Source organism: Thiomicrospira sp. (assembly GCF_036568485.1).
Taxonomy (GTDB): domain Bacteria; phylum Pseudomonadota; class Gammaproteobacteria; order Thiomicrospirales; family Thiomicrospiraceae; genus Thiomicrospira.
Genome location: NZ_DATCSL010000072.1, coordinates 15990 through 27863, shown reverse-complemented (window position 1 = coordinate 27863; position 11874 = coordinate 15990). Strand labels below are relative to the sequence as shown.

At 45.1% G+C, this 11874-nt stretch carries 12 protein-coding genes; 6 read left to right on the top strand and 6 right to left on the bottom strand.

Features of this window, described 5'->3' with window-relative positions:
- Window positions 1-82: 82 nt before the first annotated feature.
- The 5 genes from gmk (at window position 83) to VIM91_RS07450 (ending at window position 5087) form a co-directional block, all read left to right on the top strand.
- Window positions 83-700: a guanylate kinase gene (gene gmk, locus VIM91_RS07470; protein ID WP_331864193.1), complete on the top strand. Its 618-nt coding sequence runs from the start codon at window positions 83-85 to the stop codon at window positions 698-700.
- Between the two features lie 21 nt (window positions 701-721).
- A complete protein-coding gene (locus VIM91_RS07465; RefSeq protein ID WP_331864192.1) occupies window positions 722-1906 on the top strand; it encodes a DegT/DnrJ/EryC1/StrS family aminotransferase in 1185 nt (394 codons plus the stop codon).
- A 47-nt stretch (window positions 1907-1953) separates the two neighbouring features.
- A complete protein-coding gene (locus tag VIM91_RS07460) occupies window positions 1954-3024 on the top strand; it encodes an iron-containing alcohol dehydrogenase family protein (RefSeq protein ID WP_331864191.1) in 1071 nt (356 codons plus the stop codon).
- Window positions 3025-3128: 104 nt separating this feature from the next.
- Window positions 3129-3875, top strand: coding sequence for a 3-deoxy-manno-octulosonate cytidylyltransferase (gene kdsB, locus VIM91_RS07455; protein ID WP_331864190.1), 747 nt, complete (start codon window positions 3129-3131; stop codon window positions 3873-3875).
- Window positions 3876-3878: 3 nt separating this feature from the next.
- On the top strand, window positions 3879-5087 hold the full coding sequence (locus tag VIM91_RS07450) for a 3-deoxy-D-manno-octulosonic acid transferase (protein ID WP_331864189.1): 1209 nt from the start codon (window positions 3879-3881) through the stop codon (window positions 5085-5087).
- Window positions 5088-5104: 17 nt separating this feature from the next.
- Here VIM91_RS07450 and VIM91_RS07445 read toward each other — a convergent pair whose 3' ends face one another.
- The 3 genes from VIM91_RS07445 to VIM91_RS07435 all read right to left on the bottom strand — a co-directional run bounded on the left by VIM91_RS07445 (window position 5105) and on the right by VIM91_RS07435 (window position 8552).
- Window positions 5105-6220, bottom strand: coding sequence for a hypothetical protein (locus tag VIM91_RS07445; protein ID WP_331864188.1), 1116 nt, complete (start codon window positions 6218-6220; stop codon window positions 5105-5107).
- A gap of 93 nt (window positions 6221-6313) precedes the next feature.
- The gene (gorA, locus tag VIM91_RS07440) at window positions 6314-7669 is read right to left on the bottom strand and encodes a glutathione-disulfide reductase (protein ID WP_331864187.1); all 1356 of its coding nucleotides are present in this window, start codon (window positions 7667-7669) and stop codon (window positions 6314-6316) included.
- 145 nt (window positions 7670-7814) lie between these two features.
- On the bottom strand, window positions 7815-8552 hold the full coding sequence (locus VIM91_RS07435) for a glutathione peroxidase (RefSeq protein WP_331864186.1): 738 nt from the start codon (window positions 8550-8552) through the stop codon (window positions 7815-7817).
- A gap of 210 nt (window positions 8553-8762) precedes the next feature.
- Here VIM91_RS07435 and VIM91_RS07430 point away from each other — a divergent pair, with 210 nt between their 5' ends.
- Entirely contained in the window at window positions 8763-9380 is a 618-nt protein-coding gene (locus VIM91_RS07430) for a hypothetical protein (protein WP_331864185.1), read from the top strand.
- A 46-nt stretch (window positions 9381-9426) separates the two neighbouring features.
- Here VIM91_RS07430 and VIM91_RS07425 read toward each other — a convergent pair whose 3' ends face one another.
- From VIM91_RS07425 to VIM91_RS07415, 3 genes are read right to left on the bottom strand one after another with little or no spacing between them, the layout of a single operon-like run.
- Window positions 9427-9876 (bottom strand): hypothetical protein, encoded by a 450-nt coding sequence (locus VIM91_RS07425; RefSeq protein ID WP_331864184.1) that lies wholly within the window; start codon window positions 9874-9876, stop codon window positions 9427-9429.
- 8 nt (window positions 9877-9884) lie between these two features.
- A complete protein-coding gene (locus tag VIM91_RS07420) occupies window positions 9885-11060 on the bottom strand; it encodes an NAD(P)/FAD-dependent oxidoreductase (RefSeq protein WP_331864183.1) in 1176 nt (391 codons plus the stop codon).
- Window positions 11061-11813, bottom strand: a complete 753-nt coding sequence (locus tag VIM91_RS07415) for a competence/damage-inducible protein A (RefSeq protein WP_331864182.1) — start codon at window positions 11811-11813, stop codon at window positions 11061-11063. It abuts the gene before it with no gap.
- Window positions 11814-11874 lie beyond the last annotated feature (61 nt).

The window sequence follows — 11874 nt, the reverse complement described above, 5'->3', positions numbered from 1 at the left end:
AACCTACACGCAAATTAGCCTGGTTTGATAAGATAGTTTAAATTTTTTTGTGTTTGACGAATATCGTCCTGTCGAGAATCCTATGTTAGGCAATCTTTATATTATTTCAGCCCCCTCCGGTGCGGGCAAAACCTCTTTGGTTAGCAAGTTGCTGGATCGAGACTTATTGGTTCGTGTGTCAATTTCGACCACAACTCGCTCAATCCGTCCGGGTGAAAAACACGGCGTTAATTACTTTTTTGTCAGCGAAGCCGAATTCAAAGCTCAGGTCAACTCGGGTGAGTTTTTGGAGTACGCCCAGGTGTTTGATAATTTTTACGGCACCACTAAGGCCAGTGTTGACCAGCAATTAGCCGCCGGCCAAGACGTCATTTTAGAGATTGACTGGCAGGGCGCGCAACAAGTTCGCAAGCTTTACCCTAATGCCTATTCGATTTTTATTATGCCACCTTCGATTGAAGAGCTGGATCGACGTTTAAATGGTCGTGGCACCGACAGCGCCGACGTCATTGCGCGCCGCATGCAGGATGCAGTTTCGGAAATGCAACATTATCCTGAGTTTGACTATGTGGTGATTAATGATGACTTTGATGCGGCGCTGCATCAGTTACACGCCATTTTTGTCGCCAATCGCCTCAAACTAGACCAACAGCAAGCGCGTCACGGCGTTTTGTTCGATACACTAATTAAACATTCTTAATTTTTTTGACTGGAGAGTTTCATGCCGGGCTTTGAGCTATTTGATGAATCCGAAAAACAACAGGTTGCCGAGGTAATGGACAAAGGTTTCACCTTCCGTTACAACTTTGATGGCATGCGCAACGATGTCTGGAAGGCGCGCGAACTGGAGCAGATGATTCAAGACACGATTAAAGTCAAACATGCGCACTTAGTCTCCAGCGGTACGGCGGCTTTAACCACCGCTTTGGCGGCCGCCGGCATTGGTGCGGGTGATGAAGTGATTGTGCCACCGTTTACATTTGTGGCCTCGGTGGAAGCCATTGTGTTAGCTGGCGCTGTTCCGATTTTTGCGGAAATTGATGAAACCCTGTGTTTATCGCCCGAAGGCATTGAAGCGGCGATTACGCCACGCACCCGTGCGGTTAATTTTGTGCATATGTGTGGTTCGGGCGGTTATATGGATAAAATCAAAGCCGTCTGCGACAAACACAATATCGTGCTGTTAGAAGACGCTTGCCAAGCCACTGGCGCAACTTACCAAGGTCAAGCTTTAGGATCATTTGGTCAGGTCGGCACCTTCTCGTTTGATTCAGTTAAAACCATCTCTTGCGGTGAAGGTGGCGCGGTTTTAACTAACGACAGTAAAATCTACGATTACGCGCATCAGTATTCGGATCATGGTCACGATCATATCGGTTCGGATCGTGGTGCAGAGAGTCACCCGATTATGGGCGCCAACTATCGCATTTCGGAAATGAATGCGGCGGTAGGTGTCGCGCAGTGGAAAAAATTGGATCGTATTTTAGATATCCAACGTCGTAACAAAAAAGCCTTGAAAGACGCGTTAAAGCAATATAGCGAAATCTCGTTCCGTGATTTACCGGACGAAGCCGGTGATAATGCTGGTTTTTTAAGCATTATGTTGCCAAGCGAAGCACGTGCTCGTGAAGTGGTGGCTGGTTTACAAGCTGAAGGCATTCCAGCGGTGTTTTACTGGTATGGTAACAATTGGCATTATTTGAAAAACTGGAAGCACATTCAGCAAATGAAAGGCCCAGCTAAACTGCCAATTGAGCTGATTGCCGATCGCCCAGATTACAGCCAAGTTAAAACGCCGAAGTCGGATGGTATTATGAGCCGCACTTTATCGATGTTGATTAATTTGAGTTGGTCTGACGCCGATATTCAAAAGCGTATTGACGCCTTTGCTAACGTATTTAAATAAACGCCCCGCCAACCAGCAGGCCTGGTGATTGAATAAAGGATTGATGAATGAAATTTCGTAACTTTAAAACCGTACCTCGCATGATTTTTGGTCGTGGCTCGTTTGACCAGCTCGACGAAGTCTTAGCCGAACAGCGCCAAACCGACAAAGATTTTGTTGTATTTGCAGTTGACAGTGTGCACAAAGGTAAACCACTTGAAGGTCGTATTCCGGCTTTACCGCATGACATGATTTTGTGGGTGGATGTGACCGATGAACCAAAAACCACTTATGTCGATGCTTTAACCGAACAAGTGCAAGCATTTGCAGACCAAAACCCAGTGAGTGTTGTGGGTTTAGGTGGGGGTTCGACGTTAGATTTGGCTAAGGCGATTTCGTTAATGTTAACCAATCCGGGCGGTTCGGCGTCTTATCAAGGTTGGGACTTAATTAAAAACCCAGCTGTACATCATGTGGGTATTCCGACCATTTCGGGTACGGGCGCAGAAGCGTCTCGCACCACGGTTTTAACTGGCCCAGAGAAGAAATTAGGCATGAACTCGGATTACACCGTGTTTGACCAAATTATTATGGACCCAGACTTGGTAAAAGGGGTGCCAACCGATCAGTGGTTCTATACCGGTATGGATTGTTATATCCACGGCATTGAAGCTTTAAACGGCACGTACATTAATGAATTCGCGCGTGCGTTCGGTGAAAAATCACTCGATCTTTGCCGCGAAGTCTATTTGGGTGATCACCCTGATGCGGATGAAAAATTAATGATGGCGTCCTATATGGGTGGCCAAAGTATTGCTTACAGCCAAGTGGGCGCGTGTCATGCCTTATCTTACGGTTTGTCTTATGTTATGGGTTACCACCACGGCATTGGCAACTGCATTGTAATGGACGTGTTGGATGACTTTTATCCTGAAGGCGTGCGCGAGTTCCGTGAAATGATGAAAAAACACAATATCACTTTACCCAAAGGTATCACTAAAGGCTTGTCTGAAGACGACATGCAAAAAATGATTCGTGTGTCTTCTGGCCTAGCCCCGCTTTGGGAAAACGTCTACGGTAAAGAATGGCAAACCCACGTTACCCCAGAACTACTGCGTTCATTATTCAACAAAATGTAATGCGGTTTACCACGAAGAACACGAAGAGCACGACGTTATAATTTAATCGCTTTTCTTCGTGGTCTTCGTGTTCTTCGCGGTTAAATCATTTAAACGAGACATCTATGCAAACTTATGTATTTATTCCGGCGCGTTATGGCAGCTCACGTTTACCAGGCAAACCGCTTAAACTGATTGCGGATAAACCCATGATTCAGCATGTGTATGAACGCATTGCCAAAGCTAAGGGTTTAGCCGGTGTGTACGTGGCCACAGATGATGAACGCATTGCCGAAGTGGTGCGCGAATTTGGTGGTGAGGTGATTATGACACCGGTGGAAGCCGCCTCCGGGACAGACCGTATTGCCGCGGCCGCTCAAGCCTTAGGTTTAAGTGATGATGCCTTAATCGTCAACGTGCAAGGCGACCAACCTTTAGTACATCACGAATCGATCGAAGCTGTGATTTCACCTTTTATGGCCGCCGATTACGATGGTTCGTTTGAAATGTCGACCTTGTCTTTCAAGATTATTAACGAAGCTGAAATCACCAGTCCGAAAGACGTCAAACTGGTCACGGACGTAAATGGATTTGCGTTGTATTTTTCACGCGCCACCATTCCACATGGCCGCGACTATTGGGATCACGACTCTTTTAAACATTTAGGTGTCTATGCTTACACCAAACGTTTTGTCGATCAATTTAACCAACTGCCAATGGGCCAGCTGGAAGACATTGAAAAACTAGAGCAATTGCGCGCGTTAGAATACGGCCACAAAATCAAAGTCGTGCTCAGCGAACATGATTCACCCGAAGTGGATGTGCCAGGTGATATTGAACTGATGGAAGCCTTGTTGCTGTCTGGTCACTAAGCCATGCTTTACCAGTTTTTAATTCGCTTATTAAGCCCATTAGTTGTGATTTTAATTGTGCTGGATGCAATTAAACGCCAGGGCGGCTGGGACTTCATAAAGCAACGTTTAGGGCTAGCTTACCCAGCCACCAGGCCTGGTGCTATTTGGCTACACTGTGCGTCGGTCGGCGAAGTTAAAGCGGTCGAAGCCTTATTAAAATCCGCCCCCCAGCAGGCCTGGTTAATTACCACGAACACGCCCACCGGTTTTCAAACCGCGCAAGCTCTCAACTTAGCTAACTCCCAAGTGCGTTATTGTCCGGTTGATTGGCCTTTTGCGATCCGTCGGTTTTTAATAGTCAGCCAGCCCATCCAGTTATGGGTAGTCGAAACCGAACTCTGGCCCAACCTTTATCGACTTGCCCACCAGCAAGGCATCAAGATTCGTTTAATCAATGCGCGTTTATCGCGTAAAAGCTTGAATGCACCTAACTGGCTTAAAGCGCAATATCGTTTGTGTTTGAGCCACACCAACCAAATCTTGGCGCGCTCGAACGCCGAAGCCCAACGTTATATCCAACTAGGCGCGGATCCTGATAAGGTGCAGGTTTTGGGTAATCTAAAACAGGCGGGTCTCAATTCATTGCCCCAGTATGAGCGTGAAATTGAGCGTGACTATATTTTGTTAGCTTCGTCTCATGCGGATGAAGAACTTCAAATCGCCCAACGCTGGCAGCAACTGCAACGCAGCGAATTGCTGGTAATTGTGCCGCGTCATGCGAAACGTGGTGTACAAATTCAAACACAACTCGCCCAACTCAATCTAAACGTAAGTTTAGCCAGTCGTCAGCAACTCATTAGTGACGATACACAGGTGTTTATAGACGATCGGTTTGGGCATTTAATGGGCTTGTTTGCGTTTGCCAAATTAGTGATTATGGGCGGATCGTTTGTGGCTAAAGGCGGACATAATTTTTTAGAACCAGCCGCGCTTAAACGCACTATTATTACTGGCTGGGACAATAGTGATTTTGAAGATGAACTGGCCGAATTCCAACAGCATTCCGCGATTATCGTGTGTGCAGATTATGACAAACTACAACAGCGTTTAAACCAGTTACTCAGCAATCAAGCAATGGCTGACGCACTGGCTGACCAGGCTTATTTATGCATCCAAAACCAAGCCAATATTCTTGAAAACTATCGAAAAGCGCTGAACTTGGCTGATTAACTCAGCCCAAGCTTTATTTAACTCGACTCTAGTTTGACCTGTTCGCTAAAACTGAGCGGTTGTGCAACACGCCAATCTGCCGTAGTTTGGGTGTTTTTATGATGACGTTTGATTTTGCCTTCAGTCGCCACCACTTTGACGCCACGTCGCAATAAAGCATTCACCACTGAGGCATGTGGATAAGATGACTCGCCACTTGGCGTCGAAATAAACGCGACCTTATGTTTGATCACTGGCTCTTGCTCTAAAGGCGCGCCCACCAAGCGGTTCAATAACAGACTTGATACATGCTCTAATGCACCGTGGTGCGGAACCTGCATAAATTGAATATGTTTGGGAGCATCAATATTTAACAATTCCAAATAATCTATTGCTCGATGCAAAGCCTCAACACCCGCGTGCCCAGTCAGTAACAAACCATAATGATAATCTTCTAAGTTGCCATACAGCACCACTGAACTTTCGTTTTCGGCGGAGGTATGACCGGTTTCCGGCAGGTATTCGGTCTCCCATTTTTCTGCCACCCAAGATACGGCGCGTTTGGCGGTTTTTCGTAAACAGCGTAAAAAACGCATTAAGTGATTGGGCGACGAAATCGGCTGTTTGAACTGTGAAACCAGTTCATTCACATACCATTCTTTAGACGGCGATAACACATGGAAATGCCCAATCCATTGGCCTTGAAACGGCTCTTTAATGGTCACGCCTTTTTGAATAGCGAGCTTGGCCAGGTCATAACTTGTACGGAACTTGGCTTCAAAAGTTTGGCCTAAACCGGGTTCATGACATTCATTGTTCGAAAAATAATCAGCCATTTCATGACAATACAACCACGGCTGATGTAGCCAAAAGGTTCCGACTTGCATTTGCTCTAATACAACCACCAGGCCTGGTGTGCTGTGAGAGTCGGGATGAGAGCAGACTAGATGTTCGACACGATCCGTATTAAAGAAGTGCTGAATGTGTTTAACCAGTTTGTGCGCGTGCTCAGAATCACCGGCATCATAAACAATGATTTTTTGATTAGTCGTTAAGCCGTAGCGTAACGCAATCGCATCACCTATCTCGCCGTCGGTTTCAGATGGTAAAAAGTCAATTTCAAATGGCACAAAAACATCCTCTGGTTTGGGCACATTATAACCTTAATTTTTAACTGGCCATAAAAAAGCCCGCTGGATCAATAATCGATCCAGCGGGCTTTATAGCTTTCATTGTCCAGAAGCGATTTAACGCATGGTCACCAGTTCTTCTGACGAACTTGGATGAATCGCAATGGTCGCATCTAGGTCGGCTTTGGTCGCCCCCATTTGTACAGCTACCGCAAAACCTTGCAACATTTCATCCGCGCCATCACCCACGATATGAATACCTACAACCTTTTCTTCCGGCCCAGTCACTACTAGCTTTAATGCGGTTTTAATCTGGTGCTCGGTAAAGGCATAACGCATCGGCGTAAAAATCGACGTATAAACTTTAACGTTTTCATCGCCATATTGCGCTCGCGCATCATGCTCCGCCAAACCGACTGTGCCGACAGGTGGGTGAGAGAAAATAACGGTTGGCACCGCATGTAAATCCAACTTCAAATGCGGCTTGTTATTATACAAACGCTCCGCCAAGAAACGTCCGGCACGGATCGCGACCGGGGTTAATTGCGGTTGACCGGTGACATCACCAATTGCAAAAATGTTGTTGACCGAAGTACGGTGCTCATCGTCGACTTCGATAATGCCTTTTGCTGTCGCGCTTAAACCTGCATTTTCTAGTTTCATCGGTTCAATTAAGTTACGACGACCGACCGCCCAAACGACTTCATCAAAACCTTCCAAATGCTGGCCGTCTTCACTTTCTACCGTCAAACTGCCGTTTTCGGCGCGGTAAATACGCGCAACACGGAAATGATATTCTTTGTGAATGCCGCTGGTAATCATTGCGTCGGTTAGGTTTTCACGAATCATGTCATCAAAGCCACGCAACACTAGATCTTTACGACTTAATAGGCTTACGTCCGTGCCTAAAGCTTGGAACACACCCGCTAATTCGACTGCAATATAACCACTGCCAATCACGGCCACTTTTTTGGGTTGAGTTTTTAGGGCAAAGAAACCATCTGATGTAATACCCAATTCGGCACCTTCAACATCCTGTGGAATATCCGGCACGCCGCCTGGTGCAATCACGATGGTTTCAGCAGTGTATTTTTTACCATCGACTTCAACCGTGTGGTTATCAACAAAACTGCCCCAGCCTTGTAATACGTCTACGCCCAAATCTTTCATGTAGCCGTTGTACCAGGTGTTGATGTTTTGGATATATTGCTCACGCTGGGCAACTAACTTTGACCAGTCGAAACTTTTAACATCAACATCAAAGCCAAAGTCTGGGGCATCACGTAATGCCTCAGCGATATGCGCACCAAACCACATGACTTTTTTAGGAACACAACCAATGTTTACGCACGTGCCACCTAGTTTTTTGGCTTCTACCACGGCACATTTTTTGCCGTATTCTGACGCACGTTCAACAATCGACAAACCACCGCTACCGGCTCCAATCGCTATTACATCGTAATCATATTGCATCGTTGTATCCTTTTTGTTTTTAAACCTGTTTTGTCTGAATTTAAGTTAAACCCACACAAAACACGTTTGTTTAAAAAAGGGAGCCGAAGCTCCCTTTTTGATAACCACCAGGCCTGGTGGTTATCCCTTGAGCTCACTTATAAGCTTATTTTTTAAGGTAAGCTTCTAAATCATCAGAACCACCAATATGTTTACCTTCAATAAACACTTGTGGCACTGTGTCACGGTTGGCTACAGCACGTAAAGTACGAGAGGTTACACCGCTGTTACTGATGACAATTTCTTCATATTTAATACCCGCGTCTTCTAATGCGGCTTTCGCTTTTGCACAGAATGGGCAGCCTGTTTTAGTGAAAATAGTCGCGACTGGTGGTTTTTTCGCACTTGAGTTAATGTAGTTCAACATGGTGTCGGCATCAGACACTTCAAATGGGTCACCTTCTACTTCTGGCTCGATGAACATTTTTTCAACTACGCCATCTTTCACCAACATCGAATAACGCCATGAACGCTTACCAAAACCTAGGTTAGTCTTGTCAACCAACATACCCATGCCTTCTGAGAACTCGCCGTTGCCATCAGGAATTAGAATCACGTTGTTGGCTTCTTGATCTTGCGCCCACTCATTCATAACAAAAGTATCGTTTACTGACATGCATACAATGCTGTCGACGCCATTTTCAAAGAAAACCGGCGCTAATTCGTTATAACGTGGCAGGTGAGTTGAAGAGCAAGTTGGCGTAAATGCACCCGGAAGTGAAAATACAACGACTGTTTTACCTTTAAACAAATCATCAGTTGTCACATTAACCCAATCACCGTTTTGACGAGTAGGGAATGTAACGTTAGGAACGCGTTGACCTTCTTTATTTGGTAATGCCATGTCTTATCTCCATTGAGTTTAAAAAATCAGCTAAAAATTTTAACCGACTTATTCGGTTGGATGCTAGTTTAGTGATCTATTAGCAATTAGTAAAATTAAATATATTAATAATTTTAATAGTTAAAAACTATCGTCAATTAAGTGATTAATTTTTCTGTCACATTTGTGTAATAAATATTACACTATCGCGATAAAATTTTAGGATGCTATATGTTAAACACCATTTTTTTATTCTTCACTATCGTTTTCTTTGTCGGTTTAAGCCTGGTTTTTACCACACGTCCAGATTTAGCGGCTGAAAACGGCCTCTATGAAAGTATTCAACTTGTATTGATTGCACTAGCTTTCGTATTGGCTCTAATAAATCTTCTCACTCACAAACAGAAGAAACTCATTTATATCAGCATTGGCTTCAGTTTATTAAGCTTCGGCTTTTTCTTACGAGAACTTGAATTAAGAGACACCGACTTTCCAAATTGGTTGATTTATCTATCATCCCCTAGTGGTTCAGCGGTCATTACCAGCCTGCTATTTTTACCCTTTATCGTCTATAGCTTACGTTATTTGATGTTCGCATGGCAAAGTGGCCTGTGTTTTATGAAAACCAACTATTTTTGGCTGATGCTTTTGGCGGCCGTATTTTTATTTACCGGCGGCATTTTTGACCGCGCTTGGATAACCGATGAGTATGGGCTATTTTTTGAGGAGTTTTTTGAAACCGCCGGCTATTACACTATGTTGTGGGCATTATTTAAAATGACACCACAGCAACGCAAATATGATGCAAGCCATTACCGTAAAGCCCAAGATTACAGCTGTTTTGACTGAATAGAGTTAAACAAACACAACAAAGCCCTTAAGTTTGGGCTTTGTATTATTGTAGTTGCGCGCTTTGCAAAGCTTTCATCATCCATTCAAGCTCATTACGCTCTTGCGCATACTTCATTAACACGCCTAACAAGGCTTGATCTTCATGCCTAGAGGCAATGCGAGCGGACAACTGAAACTCTCGATCGACTACACTGCCTTGATAAGCTTGCTGTTCTAATAGGGCAGCAACAACGCCCAAGTTTTGCAATAAACATGCGGCTTGCAAGGGTTTAACCCCTTCACCTGCGGCATCTTTATCTAGCACCTGCTGGCCATCGACACCATGTTCTTCTAATAAAACCAGACTCATCCAATAGTTCATATCCGGTGCTTCGGTGCTTTCCAATACGTTCAAAAACACCTCATTTGGATCCATGTTATGTTCACCAATTAAGTTGGCCAAGGTTTTAGCAAAAATAGCGCGATCTTCGGTGTTTAAATTCAACAAGTTCATCTTTTCTCCTATAAAGCTTGTGCACAGGCTACGGCGGATGCCCAGGCCCATTGAAAATTGAATCCACCCAAATGCCCGGTCACATCGAGTACTTCGCCGATAAAATACAGGCCTGGCTGTTTATGGGATTCAAATGTCTTGGAGGACACTTCATCTGTATCCACACCGCCTAATGATACTTCGGCCTTATCGTACCCGGCTGTGTCTTCTGGGTAAAGCCGCCATTGGCTTAAGCCATGCGCATATTCTTGCAGCAATTTTTCACTGCATTCGGCTAAGGGTTTATTCAAAGGATATCTCGTCAACCAGGCCTGGCTGAAACGCTTGGTGGTGAGTTGACTTAACCATTTGCTTAGGCTTTGAGACTGCGACTTCAATTGTTTAAGTTCGGTTAGGGCATCTTTTTCAGGTAATAAGTTTATATCAATCGCTTGCCCAGGTTGCCAATAGTTAGAGGCCTGTAAGACAGCGGGGCCACTTATACCCTGATGGGTAATTAACATCGCTTCACGGAAATGATGTCCCGCTGTCGTAATTTCCACATCCATGCTTAAGCCGCTAAGTTCACGAAACCAGTCTTGCCAACTTGACTTAAACACTAAAGGCACCAGGCCTGGTCGTGATGGCATTACGTTTAAACCAAACTGGCGTGCGATTTTATAACCAAAATCACTGGCTTTAAGCTTAGGATAAGCCAGTCCACCGGTTGCAATCACCAAGGATTGAGTGACATAAGTGCCTTCGGAGCTCTGAATTAAAAACCCCGCCGACTCTTGTACTTCTACCTGCTTAATATGCGTATTGAGCTGAATATGTGCGCCCGCCCAATCACACTCTTGGCGTAGCATTTGAATAATCTGACCCGCTCCTTGTCGCGTAAAAAGCTGACCATGATCACGCTCTTCATACTCAATTGCATGACGCTCAACCAACTCTATAAATTGACTCGATGGATAACGCACTAAGGCCGATTTAACAAAGTGGGGGTTGTGTGTAATGTAGTTTTCAGGCTTGACATTCAGGTTGGTAAAGTTGCATTTACCGCCTCCCGATATGCGAATTTTAGCGGCCGCTTTGGGTGCGTGATCAAGCACTAGGACGCGTCGCCCTCGATAAGCAGCCTGCGCTGCACACATCAAACCAGCCGCACCCGCACCTATAATCACCACATCATATGATTGCATTTAGAGGGGTTCCCAAGCCTGCTGGCGTTTGTTGACCTCTTCCACAATAGTGTTTAAACCCATTTCGACCAGCGTCGCTTCACCTTCAATGCCGAGCTCAATACTGCGTCGGCCTTCGGCAGAAATGTGCGGCAAACTGAATAATCGCAGCTTGGGATATTGATGCTCGAAAGCTTCCATAAATTCTACCCACTCGGATTCAGCGCCATCTAATAAACGAATCGCTTTTTCAACGCTTGGGGGTTGCTTAGCATCGGCATAGTAGGTATCCAGCACCCATTCCATCATGGGTTGCGCCATTTGTGGGAATCCTGGCATAAAATAGTGTTGTTGAATTGAAAAACCAGGAACTCGGTTAAAACGATTAGGTATAACCGCGGCCCCCTCAGGAAACTCTGCCATGCGTATGCGATGCGGATAAGCTTGTTCACCAAATTGCTCTTCAATTTCCGCTACCGCTTGCGGCTGAGGTTTTAAAGCTAAACCCAAGGCCTTAGCTGCACTTTGTCGGGTACGATCATCCGGCGTGGCGCCAATACCACCACAACAAAACACCTGGTCTCCACTCGCAAAAGTCTGTTTTAAAGTATCGACCAATAACTCGGCCTCATCTCCTAAGATACGCACCCAACTTAACGCCAGCCCCCTGGGTTTTAATAGCGCATTCAGGTTGGCTAAATGGCGGTCTTGTCGCTTAGAGGACAAAATCTCATCACCAATAATAATTAAACCAAACCTTAATACCTGCACCATTCATCGGCTCCTAATAGTTATCGCGTCACATAGTAATGATGTTCATATCATAGAGGTTTTA

What these genes read in the sequence shown, in the direction of transcription:
- VIM91_RS07465 (WP_331864192.1), top strand. Translation starts at nt 722, where the DNA reads ATGCCGGGCTTTGAGCTATTTGATGAATCCGAAAAACAACAGGTTGCC.
- VIM91_RS07460 (WP_331864191.1), top strand. Translation starts at nt 1,954, where the DNA reads ATGAAATTTCGTAACTTTAAAACCGTACCTCGCATGATTTTTGGTCGT.
- kdsB (WP_331864190.1), top strand. Translation starts at nt 3,129, where the DNA reads ATGCAAACTTATGTATTTATTCCGGCGCGTTATGGCAGCTCACGTTTA.
- gmk (WP_331864193.1), top strand. Translation starts at nt 83, where the DNA reads ATGTTAGGCAATCTTTATATTATTTCAGCCCCCTCCGGTGCGGGCAAA.
- VIM91_RS07425 (WP_331864184.1), bottom strand. Translation starts at nt 9,876, where the DNA reads ATGAACTTGTTGAATTTAAACACCGAAGATCGCGCTATTTTTGCTAAA.
- VIM91_RS07430 (WP_331864185.1), top strand. Translation starts at nt 8,763, where the DNA reads ATGTTAAACACCATTTTTTTATTCTTCACTATCGTTTTCTTTGTCGGT.
- VIM91_RS07415 (WP_331864182.1), bottom strand. Translation starts at nt 11,813, where the DNA reads ATGGTGCAGGTATTAAGGTTTGGTTTAATTATTATTGGTGATGAGATT.
- VIM91_RS07435 (WP_331864186.1), bottom strand. Translation starts at nt 8,552, where the DNA reads ATGGCATTACCAAATAAAGAAGGTCAACGCGTTCCTAACGTTACATTC.
- gorA (WP_331864187.1), bottom strand. Translation starts at nt 7,669, where the DNA reads ATGCAATATGATTACGATGTAATAGCGATTGGAGCCGGTAGCGGTGGT.
- VIM91_RS07450 (WP_331864189.1), top strand. Translation starts at nt 3,879, where the DNA reads ATGCTTTACCAGTTTTTAATTCGCTTATTAAGCCCATTAGTTGTGATT.
- VIM91_RS07420 (WP_331864183.1), bottom strand. Translation starts at nt 11,060, where the DNA reads ATGCAATCATATGATGTGGTGATTATAGGTGCGGGTGCGGCTGGTTTG.